The organism is Streptomyces sp. MS191 (genome assembly GCF_008042125.1).
Taxonomy (GTDB): Bacteria; Actinomycetota; Actinomycetes; order Streptomycetales; family Streptomycetaceae; genus Streptomyces.
Genome location: NZ_RDBI01000040.1, coordinates 925,051 through 948,002, shown reverse-complemented (window position 1 = coordinate 948,002; position 22,952 = coordinate 925,051). Strand labels below are relative to the sequence as shown.

Here is a 22,952-nt window from a genome sequence, read left to right as displayed (position 1 = left end):
GGCGGAGCCGGGCACGACTGGAGGGGACAGCGACCATGCCGAGCAGAATCGTGGGGACCCGTCGGCCGTCCGCCGCACGCGGCGCCGGCCGCGCCCCGGCGCCGCCGCGCACGCCACGCGCCGGCGGGCTGCGGCGGACGTTCGAACAGGCCCGCCGCGCCTGGGACCGGCCGCTGACCGCGTACTACGTGATCTTCGGGGCCGGGCTGCTCATCACCACCCTCGGCCTGGTGATGGTCTACTCGGCGTCGATGATCACGGCGCTGCGCTACGACCTGGTCCCCTCGTACTTCTTCCGCAAGCAGTTCTTCGCCGCGATCCTCGGCGCCGCGCTGCTCCTGCTGGCCTCCCGGATGCCGGTACGACTGCACCGCGCGCTCGCCTACCCGATCCTCGTCGGCGCCGTCTTCCTGATGGTGCTGGTGCAGATCCCGGGGATAGGGCACGCGGTCGGCGGCAACCAGAACTGGATCTCCCTGGGCGGCCCGTTCATGCTCCAGCCCAGCGAGTTCGGCAAGCTCGCGCTGATCCTCTGGGGCGCCGACCTGCTGGCCCGCAAGCAGGACATGCGGCTGCTGACCCAGTGGAAGCACATGCTCGTGCCGCTGGTCCCGGTGACCTTCATGCTGCTCGGCCTGATCATGCTCGGTGGGGACATGGGCACCGCGATCGTGCTCAGCGCGATCCTCTTCGGCCTGCTGTGGACGGCCGGCGCGCCCACGCGGCTCTTCGTCGGCGTGCTCACCTTCGCCGGCGGGATCGGCTTCCTGCTGATCAAGACCAGCGAGAACCGGATGAAGCGGTTCGCCTGCATCGGTGCCACCGACCCCGGCGGAGAGGGTGCTCCCTGTCTGCAGGCCGCACACGGCATCTATGCTCTGGCGTCAGGCGGATGGTTCGGTTCCGGCCTGGGTGCAAGTGTGGAAAAATGGGGTCAACTACCCGAAGCGCACACCGACTTCATCTTCGCCGTCACCGGGGAGGAACTGGGCCTGGCGGGGACGCTGTCGGTACTCGCCCTGTTCGCGGCTCTAGGCTATGCGGGTATCCGCGTGGCCGGAGGCACGGAGGACCCCTTCGTGAGGTACGCCGCGGGAGGTGTGACCACGTGGATCACGGCCCAGGCCGTGGTCAACATCGGTGCGGTGCTCGGTCTGCTGCCGATCGCCGGGGTCCCGCTCCCGCTGTTCTCCTACGGGGGATCGGCCCTGCTGCCGACCATGTTCGCCGTCGGGCTGCTGATCGCCTTCGCGCGACAGGAACCCGCCGCGAGAGCGGCCCTGGCCATGCGGCGCCCCACCTGGGGAAAGCGGGCCGGGATGAGATGGAAGTCGATGCGACGGCGTGTCAAGAAGCGTCCGTCCGGAGAGCGGTGAATTTCGGTGCATGTCGTACTCGCCGGCGGGGGGACCGCCGGCCACATCGAGCCGGCGCTCGCCCTCGCGGACGCCCTGCGCAGGCAGGACCCGAGCGTGGGGATCACGGCGCTCGGCACGGAGAAGGGTCTGGAGACCCGTCTCGTGCCCGAGCGGGGCTACGAGTTGGCCCTCATCCCCGCCGTCCCGCTGCCGCGCAAGCCCACCCCCGAGCTGATCACGGTCCCCGGGCGGCTGCGCGGCACCATCAAGGCCGCCGAGCAGATCCTGGAGCGCACCAAGGCGGACTGCGTGGTCGGCTTCGGCGGCTACGTGGCCCTGCCCGGCTATCTGGCCGCCAAGCGGCTCGGTGTGCCGATCGTGGTCCACGAGGCCAACGCGCGGCCCGGCCTGGCCAACAAGATCGGGTCCCGGTACGCGGCCGGGGTCGGCGTCGCCACGCCTGACTCCAAGCTCCGCAACGCCCGCTACATCGGCATCCCGCTGCGGCACACCATCGCCACCCTGGACCGCGCCCGCGTGCGCCCGGAAGCGCGCGCCGCGTTCGGTCTCGACCCGAACCTGCCCACCCTGCTGGTCTCCGGCGGCTCACAGGGCGCCCGGCGGCTCAACGAGGTCATCCAGCAGATCGCTCCGGTGCTCCAGCGCTCGGGGATCCAGATCCTGCACGCGGTGGGCCCCAAGAACGAAGTGCCGCGCGTCGACAACATGCCCGGTATGCCGCCGTACGTACCGGTACCGTACGTGGACCGGATGGATCTCGCGTACGCCGCGGCCGACATGATGCTCTGCCGCGCGGGCGCCATGACCGTCGCCGAGCTCTCCGCCGTCGGGCTTCCGGCCGCGTACGTCCCGCTGCCCATCGGCAACGGCGAACAGCGGCTCAACGCCCAGCCGGTGGTCAAGGCCGGCGGCGGACTGCTGGTCGACGACGCGGAGCTGACGCCGCAGTGGGTCCAGGGCAACGTCCTGCCCGTCCTCGCCGATCCGCACCGGTTGTACGAGATGTCCCGCGCCGCGTCCGAGTTCGGCCGCCGGGACGCCGACGAGCTGCTCGTCGGCATGGTGTACGAGGCGATCGCCGCCCACCGGCAGGGATAGGGCGGCAGCGGAAGGCAGGGGACGCCAGGTGGCAGCCGGACCGACGACAGCCGAGAAGAGCGGCGCGAGCAAGCCGGAGGGGTCGTCGGACCGGCCGCCCCGTCCGGGTATCCGGAATCGCCGTGAGGGGCGTTTCCGGGCACCGGGGCCGCGGTTGCTGATGATCGCCGCGGCCCTCGTCCTGCTCGTCGCGAGCGGGACCTGGGCGCTTTACGGCTCCTCGTGGTTCCGGGTCGAGCAGGTCACGACATCCGGCACGCAGGTTCTGACGCCACGTGAAGTGGAGGCGGTCGCGGCCGTTCCGGTCGGGGCTCCGCTCGTCTCCGTCGACACCGACGCGATCACGTCGCGACTGCTGCGGAAACTGCCCCGGATCGACACCGTCGAGGTCGTTCGTTCCTGGCCGCACGGAATCGGTCTGAAAGTGACGGAACGCAAGCCGGTCCTCCTGCTGGAAAAGGGCGGAAAGTTCATCGAAGTGGACTCCACCGGAATGCGTTTCGCCACGGTGGACCGCGCGCCGCGCGGAGTGCCGAAACTCGTCCTGGACGTCTCCGCCTCCCCGAGCCTCCGCCGCTTCGACGCGGACCGGCTGCTGCTCGAAGCGGTGGGCGTGACGGGCGAACTCCCGGAGAAAGTCGCCGCGGACGCTCGTGTCGTGCGCGTCGCCTCGTACGACTCCATCACCCTGGAGCTCAGCGGGGGCCGTACGGTCTTCTGGGGAAGCGCCGAGGACGGCGAGATCAAAGCGCGCGTACTGGTTGCTTTGATGAAAGCAACCCCCAAAGCGGGGCACTTCGATGTAAGCGCCCCCACAGCCCCTGCGGCAGCCGGGAGTTGACCTTCATCGTCGCTGGCCAGGACCCTGGTTGGCCAGCGCTACGGGTGATCACATAGGGTGAAAAGAAAAACGGGAGGTTCGGCGTGTTCGTTGAACGTGCGCCACTTGTCGACTTAGTGTCCTGTTCGGAAGAGTCCAGCGAACAGAGACACTGGTAACCCTAAACTTCAACGTTAGGGTTTGGGTCGGCGTTTCGGACCGTCCCAATCGGCATCCGTCGTCGCAGCGCGACTACCACCGCGAAGCGGCGACACGTAACTCGAGGCGAGAGGCCTTCGACGTGGCAGCACCGCAGAACTACCTCGCAGTCATCAAGGTCATCGGTGTCGGCGGCGGTGGTGTCAATGCCATCAACCGAATGATCGAGGTCGGTCTCAAGGGCGTCGAGTTCATCGCCATCAACACGGACGCGCAAGCGCTGTTGATGAGCGACGCCGACGTCAAGCTCGACGTCGGTCGTGAACTCACCCGGGGCCTCGGCGCCGGGGCCAACCCGGCCGTCGGCCGCAAGGCGGCAGAGGACCACCGTGAGGAGATCGAGGAGGTCCTCAAGGGGGCCGACATGGTCTTCGTCACCGCCGGCGAAGGCGGCGGCACCGGCACCGGCGGCGCGCCCGTCGTCGCCAACATCGCGCGCTCGCTCGGCGCCCTGACGATCGGTGTGGTCACCCGGCCGTTCACCTTCGAGGGCCGCCGTCGCGCCAACCAGGCGGAGGACGGCATCGCCGAGCTCCGCGAAGAGGTCGACACCCTCATCGTCATCCCGAACGACCGGCTGCTCTCGATCTCGGACCGTCAGGTCTCCGTGCTCGACGCCTTCAAGTCGGCCGACCAGGTGCTGCTGAGCGGTGTGCAGGGCATCACCGACCTCATCACCACCCCGGGTCTGATCAACCTCGACTTCGCCGACGTCAAGTCGGTCATGTCCGAGGCCGGTTCGGCGCTCATGGGCATCGGTTCCGCCCGCGGCGACGACCGCGCGGTGGCCGCCGCGGAGATGGCGATCTCCTCGCCGCTCCTGGAGGCCTCCATCGACGGCGCCCGCGGCGTGCTGCTCTCCATCTCCGGTGGCTCGGACCTCGGTCTCTTCGAGATCAATGAGGCCGCGCAGCTGGTGAGCGAGGCCGCCCACCCCGAGGCCAACATCATCTTCGGCGCCGTCATCGACGACGCCCTGGGCGACGAGGTGCGGGTCACGGTCATCGCGGCCGGCTTCGACGGCGGTCAGCCGCCGGCCCGCCGGGACAACATCCTCGGTTCGGCCTCGGCCAAGCGCGAGGAGCCGACCCCGGCGCCGCGCGCCGCCGAGACCCACCGCCCGCTGGGCGGACTCGGCACGGTCACCCCGCGGGAGGAGCCGGCCGCGCCGGCCGAGCCCGCGCCGTCGGTCAACGAGTCCCCGGTCCAGCCGCCCGTACCGCCGGCGGTCCCGTCCGCCCGTCCGTACCCGGACACGCAGGCGGAAGAGCTGGACGTCCCGGACTTCCTGAAGTGATCCGGTCGACGTGATAGGGCGGCACGACCACACGAGCGGCGCGCACTTCGCCTTCACCGACAGGTGGGGCGGGGTGAGCGCCGTTCCGTACGAGGAGCTGAACCTCGGCGGCGCGGTGGGGGACGACCCCGCCGCCGTCCTGGCGAACCGGGCGCGGGTCGCCGAGGCGCTGGGACTCGACCCGGCGCGGGTCGTCTGGATGAACCAGGTGCACGGGCCCGACGTCGCCGTGGTCGACGGCCCCTGGGCCGCGGACCGCGGGATCCCGTCGGTGGACGCGCTCGTCACCGCCCGACGCGGACTCGCCCTGGCGGTCCTCACCGCCGACTGCACCCCCGTCCTGCTCGCCGACCCCGTCGCCGGGGTGGTGGCCGCCGCCCACGCGGGGCGGCCCGGCATGGTGGCCGGGGTGGTGCCCGCCGCGGTGAAGGCGATGATCGATCTCGGGGCGGAGCCCTCCCGCATCACGGCCCGGACCGGGCCCGCCGTCTGCGGGCGCTGCTACGAGGTCCCGCCGGAGATGCGGGCCGAGGTCTCCGAGATCGAGCCGGCCGCGTGGGCCGAGACCTCCTGGGGTACCCCGGCCGTCGACGTCACCGCCGGAGTGCACGCCCAGCTCGAGCGGCTCGGCGTCCGGGACCGTCGGGCCGACGAGACCTGCACCCGCGAGTCGGGCGACCACTACTCGTACCGCCGCGATCGCACCACGGGGCGACTCGCGGGATATGTCTGGTTGGACTGAGAGAGACATGACGGGCATGACGGGCCGGAAGGCCGAACTCGCCGAGAACCTGGCGCGGGTGGAGGAGCGGATCGCGGCCGCCTGCGTCTCGGCCGGGCGCGAGCGGGAGGAGGTGACCCTGATCGTGGTCACCAAGACCTACCCCGCGAGCGACGTCCGGCTGCTGCACGAACTCGGCGTCCGCGACGTCGCCGAGAACAAGGACCAGGACGCGGCCCCCAAGGCCGCCGCCTGTGCGGATCTGGACCTCCGCTGGCACTTCGTCGGTCAGTTGCAGACCAATAAGGTCCGCTCTGTGACGAGTTATGCGGATGTCGTGCAGTCGGTCGACCGCCCGAAGCTCGTCACGGCGCTGTCGGCGGCGGCCGAGAAGGCCGGCCGCGAGCTGGGATGCCTGCTCCAGGTCGCGCTCGACGCCGAGTCGGGCGCGCGGGGCGACCGGGGCGGCGTGGCGCCGGACGGCATCGAGGAGTTGGCCGCCGCGGTGGACGCGGCACCCGGACTGCGGCTCGACGGACTGATGACCGTCGCTCCGCTCGCCGGACCGTACGCGGGGCGGCGACGAGCGGCTTTCGACCACCTCATGGATTTGTCGACTGCCCTGCGCGCGACCCGTCCGGCTGCGAACATGGTGTCGGCGGGGATGAGTGCGGACCTCGAGGAGGCCGTGGCGGCCGGAGCGACACATGTGCGCATCGGTACGGCGGTACTGGGTGTCCGCCCCAGGCTCGGGTAACGTCGCGAAGCAAGTCGGACCACAGCAGAAAATATGGTCATTCCCACTGATAGGTGGGCAGGCCCCGTGGATCGCGGGCACTTGGTGACACTGCGGCCCTTGAGCAAGGGCGATCCACCACAGAGCGGAGGACTCAGAGAATGGCCGGCGCGATGCGCAAGATGGCGGTCTACCTCGGCCTCGTGGAGGACGATGGTTACGACGGCCGGGGATTCGACCCCGACGACGACTTCGAACCCGAACTGGAGCCGGAGCCCGAGCGCGACCGGCGCCACCACCAGCCCCCCCGCCAGCTGGAGCGCGAGGAGCCGGTCCGCGTGGTGGCCCAGGCGGCCCCGCGCGAGCCGGTTGCCCATTCCGCCCCGCTTTCCGCCGAAAGCGGACGCCCGGCTCGCATCGCCCCCGTGGCATCCATCACACCCGAACGCCCGAGCCTGGAGAAGAACGCACCGGTGATCATGCCCAAGGTCGTGTCCGAGCGGGAGCCCTACCGCATCACCACTTTGCACCCGCGGACCTACAACGAGGCCCGTACCATCGGGGAACACTTCCGCGAGGGCACCCCGGTGATCATGAACCTCACGGAGATGGACGACACGGATGCGAAGCGACTTGTCGACTTTGCCGCCGGACTCGTCTTCGGGCTCCATGGCAGCATTGAGCGCGTGACGCAGAAGGTGTTCCTGTTGTCGCCTGCTAACGTCGATGTCACGGCGGAGGACAAGGCCCGCATCGCAGAGGGCGGATTCTTCAACCAGAGCTGAGAACACGAGACCGGAACGGGCCGGCCGCGAGGCCGGGCAAGCGAGAGTAAAGCCAGGGGAGAGGGAAGCGCGGGATGGGCGTCGCACTACAAGTGGTCTACATCGCTCTGATGTGCTTCCTCATCGTGCTGATCTTCCGGCTGGTCATGGACTACGTCTTCCAGTTCGCCCGCGCATGGCAACCCGGCAAGGCGATGGTGGTCGTTCTCGAGGCCACCTACACTGTCACCGATCCACCGCTCAAGCTTCTGCGGCGGTTCATCCCGCCGTTGCGTCTCGGGGGCGTGGCACTCGACCTGTCCTTCTTCGTTCTGATGATCATTGTCTACATTCTGATCTCCGTCGTGAGCAGCTTCGCGAGGTGAATGTGGACGATACGGTCTTGCCGACTGCCGACGACTACGTAGAGGTGAAGAAGAGATGCCGCTGACCCCTGAGGATGTGCGGAACAAGCAGTTCACGACCGTCCGCCTCCGAGAAGGCTACGACGAGGACGAGGTCGATGCCTTCCTCGACGAGGTCGAGGGTGAACTGACCCGCCTGCTCCGCGAGAACGAGGACCTGCGCGCCAAGCTGGCCGCAGCGACGCGTGCCGCCGCGCAGAACCAGCAGCAGGGCATGCGCAAGCCGCCGGAGCCGCAGGATCGTCCCGGCGGTCCCGGTGCCCCCGTGCCCGCCGCCATATCCGGTCCGCCGGTCCAGCAGCAGCCCCCGCAGATGGGTCCGCCGCAGCTGCCGTCCGGTGCCCCGCAGCTTCCCGCCGGCCCCGGCGGACACGGCCCCGGCCCGATGCAGGGCGGCCCCATGGGCGGCCCCGGTCCGATGCAGGGCGGCCCCATGCAGGGCGGCCCCATGGGTCAGCCGATGGGCGGCCCCATGGGACACCCGCAGCAGCAGATGCAGCCGCCGATGCAGCAGCAGGGCCCCGGCGGCGACAGCGCCGCGCGTGTCCTCTCGCTGGCCCAGCAGACGGCCGACCAGGCGATCGCGGAGGCCCGTTCCGAGGCCAACAAGATCGTCGGCGAGGCCCGGTCGCGCGCCGAGGGCCTGGAGCGGGACGCCCGCGCCAAGGCCGACGCGCTGGAGCGGGACGCGCAGGAGAAGCACCGCGTCGCGATGGGCTCGCTGGAGTCGGCCCGCGCCACGCTGGAGCGCAAGGTCGAGGACCTGCGCGGCTTCGAGCGCGAGTACCGCACGCGTCTGAAGTCCTACCTCGAGTCGCAGCTGCGCCAGCTGGAGACCCAGGCCGACGATTCGCTGGCTCCGCCGCGGACCCCGGCCGCGGCCTCCCTGCCGCCGGCCCCGTCGATGGCCTCGGCGGGTGCGAGCGCCCCGTCGTACGGCGGCAACGGCATGGGTGGTGCGCCGTCCATGGGAGGTGCCCCGTCCTACGGCGGCCAGCAGCAGATGTCCCCGGCGATGACCCAGCCGATGGCACCGGTCCGGCCGCAGGCGCCGCAGCCGATGCAGCAGGCGCCGGCGCCGATGCGCGGCTTCCTGATCGACGAGGACGACAACTGACGGCAGGCGGTGGCGTGACCACCGCGTAGCCGTCGGCAGGCTGCAAGGGCCGGGCCCCTGGGAGACCAGGGTCCCGGCCCTTCGCCGTACCCGGGGGACGGTGCACGCCCCTGGAGCCCCGTTCAGGGGCCTCGCGCCGGGCCCCTGAACTATTCCGCGGCCCGCGAGGCCCCGGGAGCCCGGCCGGGGCCTCGCGGGCCGCGGAGTGGCGGGTTCTCGCCGACGGAGGGCCGAGCCACCCCGCGGATCCGCCGTCGCGCGCCCCGCGCACCCGGAGACACGGCCCGGCGGCCCGCCCGCGCTTCGCGCCCCCGGCCCCGCACGCCGGAGGCCCGGCACCCACCGAGGGGTGCCGGGCCTCTGACGGAGCGGCTACGCCTTGCGGAGGCGGAACGTCAGGGACAGGGACTCGTCCGTGAACGGGGCGCCGAAGGTGGCGTCCGCCTCGCCCCGGGCGTGGTCCGTCGCGAGGACCTCGTCCGCGATCAGGTCCGCGTGCGCCGTCAGCGCCTCCGCCGTCTCCGCGGAGTCCGACGTCCAGCGCAGGGCGATCCGGTCCGCCACGTCCAGGCCGCTGTTCTTGCGGGCCTCCTGGATCAGGCGGATCGCGTCACGCGCCAGGCCCGCCCGCCGGAGCTCCGGAGTGATCTCCAGGTCCAGGGCGACCGTCGCGCCGGAGTCCGAGGCGACCGACCAGCCCTCCCGCGGGGTCTCCGTGATGATGATCTCCTCGGGGCCGACCGTGATCGTCTCACCGTTGACCTCGAGCGTCGCCTCACCGGAGCGCAGCGCCAGCGACAGCGCCGCCGCGTCCGCCGCCGCGACCGCCTTCGCCACGTCCTGGACGCCCTTGCCGAAGCGCTTGCCCAGGGCCCGGAAGTTCGCCTTCGCCGTCGTGTCGACCAGCGAGCCGCCGACCTCGCTGAGCGACGCCAGCGAGGAGACGTTCAGCTCCTCCGTGATCTGCGCCCGCAGCTCGTCGGAGAGCGCCGCGAAGCCGTTCGCGGCCACCAGGGCGCGGGAGAGCGGCTGACGGGTCTTGACGCCGGACTCCGCCCGCGTCGCCCGGCCCAGCTCCACCAGGCGCCGCACCAGAAGCATCTGCCGGGACAGCTCCGGATCGACGGCCGTGAGGTCCGCCTCCGGCCAGGTCGAGAGGTGGACGGACTCGGGGGCGTCGGGCGTCACGGGGACCACCAGGTCCTGCCAGACCCGCTCGGTGATGAACGGCGTCAGCGGGGCCATCAGGCGGGTGACCGTCTCGATCACGTCGTGCAGGGTGCGCAGCGCCGCCGCGTCGCCCTGCCAGAACCGGCGGCGCGAACGCCGCACGTACCAGTTCGACAGGTCGTCGACGAAGGTGGAGACCAGCTTGCCCGCGCGCTGGGTGTCGTAGGACTCCAGCGCCTCCGTCACCTGGTCCACCAGTGCGTTCAGCTCGCTCAGCAGCCAGCGGTCCAGGACCGTGCGGTCGGCAGGCGCCGGGTCGGCCGCGGACGGGGCCCAGCCGGACGTACGGGCGTACAGCGCCTGGAAGGCGACCGTGTTCCAGTAGGTCAGCAGGGTCTTGCGCACGACCTCCTGGATGGTGCCGTGGCCGACCCGGCGGGCCGCCCACGGGGAGCCGCCGGCCGCCATGAACCAGCGCACCGCGTCCGCGCCGTGCCGGTCCATCAGCGGGATCGGGTCCAGGGTGTTGCCGAGGTGCTTGGACATCTTGCGGCCGTCCTCGGCGAGGATGTGGCCCAGGCAGACCACGTTCTCGTACGAGGACTTGTCGAAGACCAGCGTGCCGACCGCCATCAGCGTGTAGAACCAGCCGCGCGTCTGGTCGATGGCCTCGGAGATGAACTGCGCCGGGTACCGGCTCTCGAACAGCTCCTTGTTCTTGTACGGGTACCCGTACTGCGCGAACGGCATCGAGCCCGAGTCGTACCAGGCGTCGATGACCTCCGGGACGCGCGTCGCCTCGGCCGAGCAGCCCTCGTGACCGCAGGCGAACGTGACGTCGTCGATGTACGGGCGGTGCGGGTCAAGGGACGACTGGTCCGTGCCGGTCAGCCGCGAGAGCTCCTCGCGGGAACCGACGCAGGTGAGGTGGCCCTCCTCGCAGCGCCAGATCGGCAGCGGGGTGCCCCAGTAGCGGTTGCGGGAGAGCGCCCAGTCGATGTTGTTGCTCAGCCAGTCGCCGAAGCGGCCGTGCTTGACGGTGTCCGGGAACCAGTTCGTCTTCTCGTTCTCCTGGAGGAGACGGTCCTTGACGGCCGTGGTGCGGATGTACCAGGACGGCTGCGCGTAGTAGAGCAGCGCCGTGTGGCAGCGCCAGCAGTGCGGGTAGCTGTGCTCGTACGGGACGTGCCGGAAGAGCAGGCCGCGCGCGTCCAGGTCCGCTGTGAGGGCCTCGTCGGCCTTCTTGAAGAAGACGCCGCCGACCAGCGGCAGGTCCTCCTCGAAGGTGCCGTCGGGGCGGACCGGGTTCACGACCGGCAGGCCGTAGGACCGGCAGACCTTGAGGTCGTCCTCACCGAAGGCGGGGGACTGGTGCACCAGACCCGTGCCGTCCTCGGTGGTCACGTACTCGGCGTTGACGACGAAGTGCGCCTCGCTCGGACGGTCCCCGTCGGTTCCCTCGCCGACGCTCGGGAACTCGACCAGCTCGAAGGGGCGCTGGTACGTCCAGCGCTCCATCTCGGCGCCGGTGAAGGTCTCGCCGGTGGTCACCCAGCCCTCGCCGAGGGCCTTCTCGACCAGCGGCTCGGCGACGACCAGCTGCTCCTCGCCGTCCGTGGCGACGACGTAGGTCACCTCGGGGTGGGCCGCGACCGCCGTGTTGGACACCAGGGTCCAGGGGGTCGTCGTCCAGACCAGGAGCGCCGCCCGGCCGGCCAGCGGACCGGAGGTCAGCGGGAAGCGGACGAAGACGGACGGGTCGACGACCGTCTCGTAGCCCTGCGCCAGCTCGTGGTCCGAGAGGCCGGTGCCGCAGCGCGGGCACCAGGGGGCGACACGGTGGTCCTGGACGAGCAGGCCCTTGTCGAAGATCTGCTTCAGCGACCACCAGACCGACTCGATGTACTCGGGGTCCATGGTCCGGTACGCGTCGTCGAGGTCGACCCAGTAGCCCATGCGGGTCGTGAGCTCGGCGAAGGCGTCGGTGTGGCGGGTCACCGACTCGCGGCACTTGTCGTTGAAGGCCGCGATGCCGTACGCCTCGATGTCCTTCTTGCCGGCGAAGCCGAGTTCCTTCTCGACGGCGAGCTCGACGGGCAGCCCGTGGCAGTCCCAGCCGGCCTTGCGGGCCACGTGGTAGCCGCGCATGGTCCGGAAGCGGGGGAAGACGTCCTTGAAGACGCGGGCCTCGATGTGGTGGGCGCCGGGCATGCCGTTGGCGGTCGGCGGGCCCTCGTAGAACACCCACTCGGGGCGGCCCTCGGACTGCTCCAGGGTCTTGGCGAAGACCTTGCTCTCGCGCCAGAAGTCGAGAACGGCGTGCTCGAGCGCGGGCAGGTCGACCTGGGCGGGCACCTGGCGGTATTGCGGCGGCGTCATGGGGTGAGCTCCTCCGGCGGACTGCTTCGTTTCCGTCCGGAGGGACGAGAGCGCCGTGCTGCGCGCTTCCCGCGGTACCACCCTCCTTGGCCCCGGGTGTGCGCCCGTGGCCCCCTCATTGGGGTCGCGATGCCGGGTCTACTCGCCTCACGGCTTTCTTCCGGCGGCTCCGGGGTGATGCTTCACATCGGGCTGGCCCCCGGGCTCTCACCGTCCCCGGGTCGCTCATGGCTGCGTACGACGCTACTCGTCCCCATCCAAGCCTTTCGCTGGGCCCAGTGTACGGGCCCCGGAGCGGGGTGGCAGACCGGTTTTCCGGTGACCCGAATGGCCACACCGGGGGCACGGACTTCGGGTGCGCCCATGTGGGGGAGGGGGCGGCGTGATTACCGGCCGGGGAGCTGGGCACAACGCAGGCGGAGGCGAGCCCCGTTGCCGCGGACCCTGGGCCGATTTATCGTCCCAGCACGATTCGCGAGCAAGATCACAAAATGTGAAGGGGCCGCGACATGGTGGCGAAGAAGACCGCCGCGAAGAAGACCTCGGCCGCCGGCGCCGCCGGTGCGGACGGGGCGCGGAGGCGAGCCCCGTTGCCGCGGACCCTGGGCCGATTTATCGTCCCAGCACGATTCGCGAGCAAGATCACAAAATGTGAAGGGGCCGCGACATGGTGGCGAAGAAGACCGCCGCGAAGAAGACCTCGGCCGCCGGCGCCGCCGGTGCGGACGGGGCGGTCAAGGACGTGAACGGCAAGAAGTCCACGGCCGCCACGAAGGCGGGCACGGCGGCCCCGGCCCGCAAGAGCACGACCACGACCGCGACCACGGGGAGCACCACCGGGAGGAAGACGGCGAAGAAGACCGCCGCCAAGCGGACGGGGGCGAAGCGGGCCGCCGCGTCCGACGCCGCCGCCTCCGACGCCGTGGCGGACGGGGCCGTGCCGGAGGCGGGGACGGACGGTACCCCGGTGAGGAAGGCCGCCGCCCGGAAGGCACCGGCCAGGAAGACCGCAGTCAGGAAGAAGGCCGCGTCCGCGGCACGGGTGGAGAAGACAGGAGCCAGGACGGTGGCAGCGAAGAAGACCGCGGGTGGCGTGACGACGGCCGAGGACGGGGCCGCGGTGCCCCAGGCCCGCGCCGGCGAGCTCGCCGTGCGTCCCGGCGAGGAGCCGTGGACGCCCGAGGAGGTCGCCGAGGCCCGTGCCGAGCTGGAGAGCGAGGTGCTCAGACTCCGGTCCGAGCTGCTCCACTCCCAGCAGGAGCTCACCGGTCTGATGAGGGACTCCGGCGACGGCGCGGGGGACGACCAGGCCGACACCGGCACGAAGAACATCACGCGCGAGCACGAGCTGGCGCTGGCCGCGAACGCCCGGGAGATGCTGGAGCAGTCCGAGCACGCCCTGGAACGGCTCGACGCGGGCACCTACGGCCTCTGCGAGGTCTGCGGCAAGCCCATCGGCAAGGCGCGGATGCAGGCGTTCCCGCGGGCCACCCTGTGCGTCGAGGACAAGCAGAAGCAGGAGCGCCGCGGCTGACGGTGCCGCGCGGCCGTGCCGTACCCTCGTGCACAGTCAGGCACCTAGGTTGAGGGACTCACGTGACAGAGGCGGAGCGCATCATCGGTACGCCGGATTCAGCAGGGGCCGACGAGGCGGCGGCCCCCGCCGAGCTGCCGAAGGGCAGGCGGAAGGTCGTCGCGCTGCTCGTGGTGGCGCTCTTCGCGTACCTCGTCGACCTCGGCAGCAAGATGCTGGTCGTCGCCAGGCTTGAGGGCCACGAGCCGATCCGGGTCGTCGGCGACCTGCTGAAGTTCGACGCGATCCGCAACCCCGGCGCCGCGTTCGGCATGGGTGAGGCCTTCACGATCATCTTCACCTGCATCGCGGCGGTGGTGATCGTCGTGATCATCCGGCTGGCCCGGAAGCTCTACAGCACCGCGTGGGCCATCGCCCTCGGCCTGCTGCTCGGCGGTGCGCTGGGCAACCTCACCGACCGGATCTTCCGCTCCCCGGGCGTCTTCGAGGGCGCGGTGGTCGACTTCATCGCGCCCGCCCACTTCGCCGTCTTCAACCTTGCGGACTCGGCGATCGTGTGCGGCGGCTTCCTGATCGTGATCCTCTCCTTCCGCGGTCTCGACCCGGACGGGACCGTCCACAAGGACTGAGGCCGGAACCGGTCACCGGCGGCGTCCTGCATACTCGACGGGTGAGTACGAGTCCCGAGATCCGCACCCTGCCCGTTCCCGATGGCCTTGAGGGCGAGCGCGTCGACGCCGCCATCGCCCGAATGTTCGGGTTCTCCCGTACGAAGGCGGCCGAGCTCGCCGCCGCCGGGAAGGTCCAGGTCGACGGCTCCGTCGTCGGCAAGTCCGAGCGGGTCAGCGGCGGCGCTTGGCTCGAGGTCGAGATGCCCGGCGCGCCCGCGCCCGTCCAGATCGTGGCCGAGCCCGTCGAGGGCATGGAGATCGTCCACGACGACGACGACATCGTCGTGATCATGAAGCCCGTCGGCGTCGCCGCGCACCCGAGCCCCGGCTGGACCGGCACGACCGTGATCGGCGGCCTGGCGGCCGCGGGCTACCGCATCTCCACCTCCGGCGCCGCCGAGCGCCAGGGGATCGTGCACCGGCTCGACGTCGGCACCTCCGGCCTGATGGTCGTCGCGAAGTCGGAGCGGGCGTACACGCTGCTCAAGGCCCAGTTCAAGGAGCGGGTCGTCGACAAGCGCTACCACGCGCTGGTGCAGGGGCACCCGGACCCGATGAGCGGCACGATCGACGCGCCGATCGGCCGGCACCCGAACCACGACTACAAGTGGGCGGTGACCGCCGACGGCAAGGCGTCCGTCACCCACTACGACCTGATCGAGGCGTACCGCGCCGCCTCGCTGCTCGACATCAAGCTGGAGACGGGCCGCACGCACCAGATCCGGGTGCACATGTCGGCCCACCGCCACCCGTGCGTCGGCGACCTCACCTACGGCGCGGACCCGACGATGGCCAAGCGGCTCGGCCTGACCCGGCAGTGGCTGCACGCCGTGCGGCTCGGCTTCGAGCACCCGGAGGACGGCCGGTGGGTCGAGTTCTCGTCCACCTACCCGGCGGACCTCCAGCAGGCGCTCGACCGGATCGCGGCGGAGAGCCAGTGAGCGCCGGCGCGGGCTTCTCGGTACGGGAGGCCGTCGAGCCGGACGACCGCGCGGCATGCTTCGCGGTCCGCAAGGACGTCTTCGTCGTCGAGCAGCGGGTCCCGCAGGAGATCGAGTACGACTCCTACGACGAGACGGCCGTGCACGTGCTGGCGATCCGCGACGACGGCCTGCCGCTCGGCACCGGCCGGCTGCTGCACGGCGCGGACGCGGCGGGCAAGACCGGCGGCGACGCGGCGGTGGGCTCCCTGGGGCGGCTCGCCGTCACCAAGGCGGCCCGGGGCCTCGGCGTCGGCGCGGCCCTGGTGCGCGCGATCGAGGACGCGGCGCGTGAGCGCGGCCTGACGGCCGTCGACCTGCACGCCCAGACGCACGCCCTCGGCTTCTACGAGCGCCTCGGCTACGCGGCCTACGGACCCGAGTTCCCGGACGCGGGCATCGCGCACCGGGCGATGCGCCGCTCGATCTGAGGTCCGGCGGCCCCTGGGGGCCGCCCCCGACGGCCGCGCCGCGCGCGGTCGTCCGCGCTTTTCCGCGGCCGGCACCGGCGGCCCGTCGGGGCCTGACCGGCACGGCGTCCCGGCCGGTCCACGCCGTCCGGCTCCTCCCGCCGCCGGCAGCGGTCGTCCGGCGGCGTCGCGCCCACGGTGTTTTGGCCCGATTCGGTGCGTTCGTGGCAGGGTTGGGACCCTGATCGTCGACGCGCCGGAAGGCGGAGGGCTCACCGTGGACCAATTGGCCCTGTTGTTCCTGCTGTTGCTCGGCGCGCTGCTCACCGTGCCGCTGGGGGAGCGGCTGGGGCTGCCGGCTCCGGTCCTGATGACCCTGATCGGGATCGTGCTGGCCTTCCTGCCGTTCGTGCCGAACGTCGACATCCCGCCCGAGTTCATCCTGCCGCTGGTCCTCCCGCCGCTCCTCTACGCGTCCGTGCAGCGCACGTCCTGGCGCCAGTTCGCGGCGAACAGGCGGCCCATCTTCCTGCTCGCCGTCGCCCTCGTCTTCGTCACCACGGCCGCCGTCGCCGCCGTGGCGGGCGCCCTCGTCCCCGGTCTCCCCCTCGCCGCCGCCGTGGCCCTCGGCGCGCTCGTCGCGCCGCCCGACCCGGTCGCCGCGACCGCCGTCGCCGGCTCCCTCGGGCTGCCGCGCCGCCTCGTGTCGATCCTGGAGGGCGAGGGCCTCTTCAACGACGTGACCGCGATCGTCCTCTACCACGTGGCCATCGGCGCGGCGGTCGGCGGTTCCTTCTCCTGGGAGGAGGCGAGCGCCGAACTCGTCCTCTCCGCCGTCGTGGCCGTCGCGGTCGGCCTCGCGCTGGGCTGGATCAGCAACAAGCTCATGGCCCTGCTCGGCGAGGCCACGCTGCAGACCGGGCTCACCCTCCTCGTCCCCTTCGTGTCGTACGTGCTCGCCGAGGAGCTGCACGGCTCCGGCGTCCTCGCCGTCCTCGTGGTGGCCCTCTACCTCGCGCACCACACGACCGACGCCGACGACGTCGTGGGGCGGCTCGCCGGGCAGACCTTCTGGGAGATCGTCGACACGCTCGTCGCGGGCATCGCCTTCGGACTCATCGGGCTGGAGCTCCACGTCGTCTTCGGGACCGCCGAGGGGCACCTCGGCGAGATGATCGGCTGGGGTGCGGCGGTGGCCGGTGTCGTCGTCGCCGTCCGGCTGGTGTGGCTGCTTCCCGCGACCTGGCTGGCCAAGCGGCTGCACACCCGGCGGGACTACGACGAGGAGGTCCCCATGAGCTGGCGGGAGACCGTCGTCATGTGGTGGGCCGGGATGCGGGGTGTGGCCTCGGTGGCGCTGGCGCTCGCCATCCCGCTGCGCACGGACGACGGCGCGCCCTTCCCCGGCCGCGACCAGATCGTCTTCATCGCCTTCTGCGTGATCATCGCCACCCTCGTCATCCAGGGCCTCACCCTGCCCTGGCTGGTGAGGCGGCTCGGGGTGCGGGCCGACACCGACGCCGAACGGGAACTGGAGCGGAACCTCGCCATCCGGGCGGCGAAGGCGGCGCGGCGCCGGCTGAAGGACATCGAGGACCTGGAGGACCTGCCCGAGGAGGTCCAGGAACGGCTCCTGCGCGGGGCGTTCGACATCGGGGCGCGCATCAGCCCGGACATGCTGGACGAGGAGCGGCGGGCCGCCTTCGCCGAGCGGGCCGGACGGGTCAAGGCGGTCCAGCGGATCCAGCGGGAGATGATGTCGGCCGCGCGGCACGAGGTGCTGTCGGCCCGGAACGAGCCGGGCGCCGACCCCGAGGTGGTGGACCGGGTGCTGCGCCGCCTGGACGTGCGCAGTCTGAAGTAGCCGCCGTGAGGGAGGATGACCGCATGGACATCATGTTTTTCCACTCGGTCTACGGTCTGCGCCCGGCGGTGGAGGCCGCGGCCGAGCGGCTGCGGGCCGCCGGGCACGAGGTGCACGTGCCCGATCTCTTCGAGGGGCGGACCGCGGAGACCGTCGAGGAGGGGACGGAGCTCAAGGAGAAGATCGGCAAGGACGAGCTGCTGCGGCGGGCGATCCTCGCCGCGGCCCCGTACTCCGAGCGCGGCCTCGTCTACGCGGGCTTCTCCTTCGGCGCCTCGGTCGCGCAGACGCTCGCCCTCGGCGACGAGCGGGCGCGCGGGCTGCTGATGCTCCACGGCACCTCGGACATCGCCCCGAACGCGACGGTCGACGACCTGCCGGTCCAGCTCCACGTGGCCGATCCCGACCCGTTCGAGTCGCACGACTGGCTGACGTCCTGGTACCTGCAGATGCGGCGGATCGGTGCCGACGTCGAGATCTACCGCTATCCGGGCGCCGGCCACCTGTACACCGACCCGGAGCTCCCGGACTGGGACGAGACCGCCGCCGAGGAGACCTGGACGCTGGCCCTGGGCTTCGTCGAGAGCCTCTGATCCGACGGAAGAAGGGCGCGGCGGGGGCTCTCCCGCCGCGCCCTTCCCCGGTTGCCGGGCCTCAGAGTGCCCGGCTCCTCAGTGGAGGAACGTTCAGCCTGCGCGGTACGCGGTCCAGGCGCTGCTCATCCGCGCGACCTGGCCCGCGGTGAACTGGTACATGCACGCGTCGTAGGTGTAGTCCATGAAGTTGTGGATGGGGTCCACACCCGCCTTGGACGCGCAGCTGTCGCGGCCGGTCGGGCACTCGTAGGCCGGGCTCTTCTCGGCCGGGGTGTCGCTCACCGAGTCGCCGGCTCCGTTGCAGCCGCCCTGGAACGTGTGGTACAGCCCCATCCAGTGGCCGACCTCGTGGGTGGCGGTGTCGCCCTCGTTGTAGTTGGCGGCGGAACCGCCCGGCAGCGAGGCGTCGAGCACGACCACACCGTCCATGGACGGGCTGGAGGTGTACGAGGACGGGAAGGTCGCCCAGCCCAGCAGGCCGCCGCCGAGGTTGGCGGTGTAGAAGTTCAGCGCGCCCGCGCCGCCCTTGCGGAGGGTCTGCTTCATCTGCTTCTCGGCGGTCGAGCCCGAGGACAGGTTGTACCAGGTGGCGTTGTCCGTGTAGTCGGTTCCGGCCAGGGTGAACTGGAAGTTGGTGTTCACGTTGCCGGTGCCCTGGCCCGCGTACGCGGCGTTGAGGACGGCCATCTGGTTGTTGATCGCGGTGGAGCTGAGCTTGCCGGTCGTGCCGCTGTGGATGACGTGGAAGTAGACCGGGATGTTCACCACGGCCGCGGCGGAGGCGGCGGCGGAGCTGCGGCCGGACGACCGGATCTTGGACAGTCTGTTGTTCAGGTCCGCGTCCATGGCCTTGGCCTGGGCGGCGGTGACCTCGTTGGGCTCGGCGGCGTGGGTGGTGCCGCCCTTCGCCTTGCGGGCGCTGGAGACGGCGCCCGAACCGTCCGCGCAGTCCGTGGCGGACGTGCCGGCGGCGGAGGTGGTGAGGGGGGAGGCCGAAGGGGCGGAAAGCGGCGCCAGGGCCAGGGTTCCGGCCATCACGGCAGTGCCGAGCATACGACGTGACATGCGCGGCGATATACGGACAAGAGCACGCACTGGTGACTCCTCGCGGGGGGTGGTGGAGAGGGACTTCCTCGCCATCGCGGGGAGATTACGGGTCCATGTCAGCCGTTGATGAGCATTGATCAAGCCCAATCATTCGTGGTGCATTTCGGGGCAACGGGAAGAAAAACTTGTGTGGCTTCCGGAGTTTGAGACAGAGGCGTAATGAGTGGGGAGGCGGAGACGGATGGTGTGTCCGGATTCGATCGTCCGAACCCACCACCCGCCGTGATGATGTGATCTCCCGTTAACAATGCGGATCATGGCCGAAAATCGACCATGACGAAGTGTCAGCGCACCGGCTGGTACACCCGCTCGACACGCTGCGTTCCGGTGGCCGTCCGATAGGAGCGCGCCCAGGCGGCCGTCGCGTCCGCACGGGACTTGTCGGAGACCGTGTAGTAGTCCATCTGCGCCTGCTCGGCGGTCACGTCGAGCACGCCGTAGCCGTGGTGGTCCATGTCCACCCACTTCACGTGGCGGTTGGCGGCCTTGATCGCCCCGGCGGCCACCACCGACACCGTGCCCGGCGCGACGTGGAGGATGTCGTCGAGGTTGTCGGAGGTCACCGACGTCACCACGAACTCGGTCGCCGCCGACTGCGACAGCGGGTACGTCGCCGCCTTCACCGGCACGTCGTTGGCCCAGGCCATGTGGATGTCACCGGTCAGGAAGACGGTGTTCTGCACCGATCGCTGAGCCAGGTGGTTCAGCAGCTCCCGGCGGTCGTCCGTGTAGCCGTCCCACTGGTCGACGTTGACCGCGAGGCCCTCCTTCGGCAGCCCCATCAGCTCCGCGAGCGGGCCGAGCAGGTGCGCGGGCAGGGAGCCGAAGGCCACCGGCGAGATCATCACGGAGGTGCCGACGAGCTTCCACCGGGCGTCCGAGCCCGCCAGACCGGACTTCAGCCAGTCCAGCTGGGCGCGGCCGGTCAGGGTGCGCTCCGGGTCGTCGACCGCCCCGCTGCCGACCCCGGCCTGCTGGGAGCGGAAGGAACGCAGGTCGAGCAGGTGCAGATCGGCCAGCTTGCCGAAGCGCAGCCGCCGGTAGACGGTGCCCTCCGTCGACGCGCGGACCGGCATCCACTCGAAGTACGCCTGCTTGGCGGCGGCGACCCGGTCCGCCCAGGCGCCCTCGGCGCCCGGTGTGTGGTTCTCCGCGCCGCCCGACCAGGCGTCGTTGGCGAACTCGTGGTCGTCCCAGATCGCGACGACCGGGTGGGCGGCGTGCAGCGCCTGCAGGTCCGCGTCCGTCTTGTACTTCCCGTGCCGGGTGCGGTAGTCGGACAGCGAGACGATCTCGTGCCGCGGCTCGTGCGGACGGACGACGTACTTCGCCTCCGGATAGCCGCCGCTGGCGTACTCGTAGATGTAGTCGCCGAGGTGCAGGACGGCGTCCAGGTCCGCGCGGGCGGCGAGGTGACGGTAGGCGGAGAAGTAGCCGGACTCCCAGTTGGCGCAGGAGACCACGCCGAAGCGGACGCCGGGTGTGGCGGCCTCGGCCGCCGGGGTGGTGCGGGTGCGGCCGACCGGGGAGACGGTCCCGCCGGCCGTGAAGCGGAAGTGGTAGGCGGTCGCGGGGCGCAGCCCCCGGACGTCGGCCTTGACGGTGTGGTCGGAGGCGGCGGTCGCGGTGGCCGTTCCCCGGGCCACGGTCCGTGCGAAGGCGCGGTCCTCGGCGACCTCCCAGTCGACCGCGACGTCCGGGCCCCTGCCGGAACCGGGCACGGCGTCGGCGACGGGGGTGACGCGCGTCCAGAGCAGGACGCCGTCGGGCAGCGGGTCGCCGGAGGCGACGCCGTGGAGGAATGCGGGGGCCTCGGTCTCCGCGAGAGCGGGAGAGGCGGCGCCCACCAGCGCCGGTGCGGCGACGGCCGTGACGGCGGCGGCCTTCACGACCGTACGGCGGGTGGGGGCGGAGGGTATGAAACGACTGGTCACGGGCAGTCAGATTACTGGCCGGTACGCCGAACGGGCAGGCGAAAACCGGAAAGTTCGCCTGCCCGTCGACACCGTGCCGTCCTGCGGTCCCCGCCCGTGTCACCACGCTCCGGGGCMKGCCCCGGAGCGGCGGCCCACCCCTCAGCCCTTGAGGGCCGCGGTGATCGCCGTGTTGAACTGGTCCGCCGTCAGCGGCGGGTTCTCGCTGCCCTCGACGGTCAGCGCCTTGCCGTCCATCTTCAGCGTCGGCGTGCCCTTCACACCGCTCGCGTCGAACGCCGCGGACATCTTCATCGCCCAGGCGTCGAAGGTGCCGTCCTCCACGTTCTTCTTGAACTGCGCGTTGCCCTTCAGCGCGGGCACCGAGTCCGCCACCTCCAGGAGGTAGGAGTCCTTGGCGAACTTGTCCTGGGTCTCCTCCGGGTGGAACTGCGTGGAGTAGAGGGCGGACTTGTACTTCAGGAAGGCCTCGGGGCTCACGTCGAGCGCGGCGCCGAGCGCCGACAGGGCGTTCTTCGAGCCCTCGCCCTGCGCGGCGTTGTCGATGAAGGTGGCGCCGACGTACTTGACCTTGTACTTGCCGTCCGCGACGTCCTTCTCGACCACGGCGCCGACCTGCTGCTCGAAGGTCGCGCACACCGGGCAGCGCGAGTCCTCGTACAGCTCCAGGGTCTTCTTCGCCTCGGGCTTGCCGATCACGACCGTGGTGCCGTTCGCGCCCTCGGTGTTCCGGGGAGCCGTGACGTTCTTCGCGTCCTTGGCGGCCTCCCACTGCCCGGGCTTGCCGGCCTGGACGACGAGGTAGCCGACGCCGCCGGCGACGGCCAGCAGGGCGACGGCCGACACGCCGACGATCACCTGGCGGCGGGCCTTGTCCTTCTTCGCCTGGCGTTCGCGCTCGATGCGCAGCCGTTCGCGGGCGGCGGCCTTGTTCGCCTGGTTGTTGCGTGCGCTCATGATGGATCTCCGTCGGTGTGAGGAAAGAAAAAGGGGGACTGGTGCTCAGGCGAGGGCGAAGCCCGGGCACGGCGGTCCCCGCCGTCCGACGGAGTGCACGAGGAGACGCGTACGGGACCGGCGCGGCCGGTCCGAGGGGAGCCCACCGCGTCCACGGGCCGGGCGGGGCGAGCCGAGGAACGCGGCCACCAGCAGGAGCGGCCGGGACGCGAAGGCCGCCACCGCGCCGACCAGCCGGGCCAGTGCCCGCTCGCCGTGCCGCAGCCACATCGCCGCGCCCAGTCCGACCGCCACGTGGGCGGCCAGCAGCAGCCACGGCAGGGCCGGATCGGGGGTGTGCAGCAGGGCCGCCACACCGCCGCTCTCGGGAGCGGCCACCCCGGGCAGCGGGCCGCCCACGGAGCCGCCGCAGAGCACGTCCACGCCGACCGCCCGCAGCGAACCGGCGACGGGCCCGCCGGCCGGTCCGTAACAGACCGCCTGCCCGGTGGTGAAGACCGTGTCGGCGGCCAGCTCCAGCGGGACCAGCAGACCCGCGATCGCACCGAAGCCGCGCTCGCGGCCCGCCAGCGCGTACGCCACGGCGAACACGCCGGCCGAGATCAGGCCCACGGTCACCAGCGGCAGCGGGGCCCGGGACAGCAGCACGTGGGAGCCGGCGGACAGCGTCACGACCAGTGCCGTGAAGAGCGCCGCCCGCAGCATCCTGAGCCGCGTCCCTGAGATGTCCATCGCGCTGGAGAGTGTGCCACGTCCTCGTGTATGACCCCCCTA

The 22,952-nt window shown here is 71.3% G+C and carries 20 protein-coding genes; 15 read left to right on the top strand and 5 right to left on the bottom strand.

What is annotated here, in order from left to right; genetic code table 11:
- Window positions 1-35: 35 nt before the first annotated feature.
- From ftsW to EAO71_RS11270, 9 genes are all read left to right on the top strand, one after another.
- Window positions 36-1,376, top strand: coding sequence for a putative lipid II flippase FtsW (ftsW, locus tag EAO71_RS11315; protein ID WP_147977603.1), 1,341 nt, complete (start codon window positions 36-38; stop codon window positions 1,374-1,376).
- A gap of 6 nt (window positions 1,377-1,382) precedes the next feature.
- The gene (gene murG / locus EAO71_RS11310; protein WP_147977602.1) at window positions 1,383-2,477 is read left to right on the top strand and encodes an undecaprenyldiphospho-muramoylpentapeptide beta-N-acetylglucosaminyltransferase; all 1,095 of its coding nucleotides are present in this window, start codon (window positions 1,383-1,385) and stop codon (window positions 2,475-2,477) included.
- Between the two features lie 28 nt (window positions 2,478-2,505).
- Entirely contained in the window at window positions 2,506-3,318 is an 813-nt protein-coding gene (locus tag EAO71_RS11305) for a cell division protein FtsQ/DivIB (RefSeq protein WP_147977601.1), read from the top strand.
- Between the two features lie 280 nt (window positions 3,319-3,598).
- On the top strand, window positions 3,599-4,813 hold the full coding sequence (gene ftsZ, locus EAO71_RS11295; RefSeq protein ID WP_147977600.1) for a cell division protein FtsZ: 1,215 nt from the start codon (window positions 3,599-3,601) through the stop codon (window positions 4,811-4,813).
- A gap of 10 nt (window positions 4,814-4,823) precedes the next feature.
- Window positions 4,824-5,555, top strand: coding sequence for a peptidoglycan editing factor PgeF (gene pgeF / locus EAO71_RS11290; RefSeq protein WP_147977599.1), 732 nt, complete (start codon window positions 4,824-4,826; stop codon window positions 5,553-5,555).
- A 16-nt stretch (window positions 5,556-5,571) separates the two neighbouring features.
- The gene (locus tag EAO71_RS11285; protein ID WP_147979230.1) at window positions 5,572-6,291 is read left to right on the top strand and encodes a YggS family pyridoxal phosphate-dependent enzyme; all 720 of its coding nucleotides are present in this window, start codon (window positions 5,572-5,574) and stop codon (window positions 6,289-6,291) included.
- A 140-nt stretch (window positions 6,292-6,431) separates the two neighbouring features.
- Window positions 6,432-7,055, top strand: coding sequence for a cell division protein SepF (locus tag EAO71_RS11280; protein ID WP_147977598.1), 624 nt, complete (start codon window positions 6,432-6,434; stop codon window positions 7,053-7,055).
- Between the two features lie 74 nt (window positions 7,056-7,129).
- Window positions 7,130-7,420, top strand: coding sequence for a YggT family protein (locus EAO71_RS11275; RefSeq protein WP_147977597.1), 291 nt, complete (start codon window positions 7,130-7,132; stop codon window positions 7,418-7,420).
- 55 nt (window positions 7,421-7,475) lie between these two features.
- On the top strand, window positions 7,476-8,576 hold the full coding sequence (locus EAO71_RS11270) for a DivIVA domain-containing protein (protein ID WP_147977596.1): 1,101 nt from the start codon (window positions 7,476-7,478) through the stop codon (window positions 8,574-8,576).
- A 372-nt stretch (window positions 8,577-8,948) separates the two neighbouring features.
- Here the strand turns inward: EAO71_RS11270 and ileS are convergent, their stop codons facing one another.
- Window positions 8,949-12,125, bottom strand: a complete 3,177-nt coding sequence (ileS, locus tag EAO71_RS11265; RefSeq protein ID WP_147977595.1) for an isoleucine--tRNA ligase — start codon at window positions 12,123-12,125, stop codon at window positions 8,949-8,951.
- 667 nt (window positions 12,126-12,792) lie between these two features.
- On the opposite strand from ileS, the gene EAO71_RS11255 reads away from it, so the two are divergent.
- The 6 genes from EAO71_RS11255 (at window position 12,793) to EAO71_RS11230 (ending at window position 18,177) form a co-directional block, all read left to right on the top strand.
- A complete protein-coding gene (locus EAO71_RS11255; RefSeq protein ID WP_147977594.1) occupies window positions 12,793-13,659 on the top strand; it encodes a TraR/DksA family transcriptional regulator in 867 nt (288 codons plus the stop codon).
- A 62-nt stretch (window positions 13,660-13,721) separates the two neighbouring features.
- Window positions 13,722-14,288 carry a signal peptidase II gene (gene lspA / locus EAO71_RS11250; protein WP_147977593.1) on the top strand — a complete coding sequence of 189 codons (567 nt, stop codon included), beginning with the start codon at window positions 13,722-13,724 and terminating at the stop codon, window positions 14,286-14,288.
- A gap of 41 nt (window positions 14,289-14,329) precedes the next feature.
- On the top strand, window positions 14,330-15,271 hold the full coding sequence (locus EAO71_RS11245; RefSeq protein ID WP_147977592.1) for an RluA family pseudouridine synthase: 942 nt from the start codon (window positions 14,330-14,332) through the stop codon (window positions 15,269-15,271).
- Complete coding sequence (locus tag EAO71_RS11240) at window positions 15,268-15,741, top strand: GNAT family N-acetyltransferase (protein ID WP_147977591.1); 474 nt, start codon at window positions 15,268-15,270, stop codon at window positions 15,739-15,741. Before EAO71_RS11245 ends, EAO71_RS11240 begins: the two co-directional genes overlap by 4 nt.
- A gap of 256 nt (window positions 15,742-15,997) precedes the next feature.
- The gene (locus EAO71_RS11235) at window positions 15,998-17,584 is read left to right on the top strand and encodes a Na+/H+ antiporter (protein ID WP_147977590.1); all 1,587 of its coding nucleotides are present in this window, start codon (window positions 15,998-16,000) and stop codon (window positions 17,582-17,584) included.
- Between the two features lie 23 nt (window positions 17,585-17,607).
- On the top strand, window positions 17,608-18,177 hold the full coding sequence (locus EAO71_RS11230) for a dienelactone hydrolase family protein (protein ID WP_147977589.1): 570 nt from the start codon (window positions 17,608-17,610) through the stop codon (window positions 18,175-18,177).
- Between the two features lie 93 nt (window positions 18,178-18,270).
- Here EAO71_RS11230 and EAO71_RS11225 read toward each other — a convergent pair whose 3' ends face one another.
- From EAO71_RS11225 to EAO71_RS11210, 4 genes are all read right to left on the bottom strand, one after another.
- Window positions 18,271-19,245 carry a zinc metalloprotease gene (locus EAO71_RS11225; protein ID WP_261992096.1) on the bottom strand — a complete coding sequence of 325 codons (975 nt, stop codon included), beginning with the start codon at window positions 19,243-19,245 and terminating at the stop codon, window positions 18,271-18,273.
- Between the two features lie 326 nt (window positions 19,246-19,571).
- Complete coding sequence (locus EAO71_RS11220; protein WP_147977588.1) at window positions 19,572-21,221, bottom strand: alkaline phosphatase D family protein; 1,650 nt, start codon at window positions 21,219-21,221, stop codon at window positions 19,572-19,574.
- Window positions 21,222-21,362: 141 nt separating this feature from the next.
- Entirely contained in the window at window positions 21,363-22,178 is an 816-nt protein-coding gene (locus EAO71_RS11215; RefSeq protein ID WP_147977587.1) for a DsbA family protein, read from the bottom strand.
- Window positions 22,179-22,223: 45 nt separating this feature from the next.
- Window positions 22,224-22,910: a hypothetical protein gene (locus EAO71_RS11210; protein ID WP_147977586.1), complete on the bottom strand. Its 687-nt coding sequence runs from the start codon at window positions 22,908-22,910 to the stop codon at window positions 22,224-22,226.
- Between the last annotated feature and the right edge of the window lie 42 nt (window positions 22,911-22,952).

Bases quoted from the DNA above. Each gene is read 5' to 3' on its own strand.
- ftsW (WP_147977603.1), top strand. From the start codon at position 36: ATGCCGAGCAGAATCGTGGGGACCCGTCGGCCGTCCGCCGCACGCGGC.
- EAO71_RS11285 (WP_147979230.1), top strand. From the start codon at position 5,572: ATGACGGGCCGGAAGGCCGAACTCGCCGAGAACCTGGCGCGGGTGGAG.
- EAO71_RS11280 (WP_147977598.1), top strand. From the start codon at position 6,432: ATGGCCGGCGCGATGCGCAAGATGGCGGTCTACCTCGGCCTCGTGGAG.
- EAO71_RS11275 (WP_147977597.1), top strand. From the start codon at position 7,130: ATGGGCGTCGCACTACAAGTGGTCTACATCGCTCTGATGTGCTTCCTC.
- EAO71_RS11270 (WP_147977596.1), top strand. From the start codon at position 7,476: ATGCCGCTGACCCCTGAGGATGTGCGGAACAAGCAGTTCACGACCGTC.
- ileS (WP_147977595.1), bottom strand. From the start codon at position 12,125: ATGACGCCGCCGCAATACCGCCAGGTGCCCGCCCAGGTCGACCTGCCC.
- EAO71_RS11255 (WP_147977594.1), top strand. From the start codon at position 12,793: ATGGTGGCGAAGAAGACCGCCGCGAAGAAGACCTCGGCCGCCGGCGCC.
- EAO71_RS11230 (WP_147977589.1), top strand. From the start codon at position 17,608: ATGGACATCATGTTTTTCCACTCGGTCTACGGTCTGCGCCCGGCGGTG.
- EAO71_RS11225 (WP_261992096.1), bottom strand. From the start codon at position 19,245: ATGTCACGTCGTATGCTCGGCACTGCCGTGATGGCCGGAACCCTGGCC.
- EAO71_RS11215 (WP_147977587.1), bottom strand. From the start codon at position 22,178: ATGAGCGCACGCAACAACCAGGCGAACAAGGCCGCCGCCCGCGAACGG.
- EAO71_RS11210 (WP_147977586.1), bottom strand. From the start codon at position 22,910: ATGGACATCTCAGGGACGCGGCTCAGGATGCTGCGGGCGGCGCTCTTC.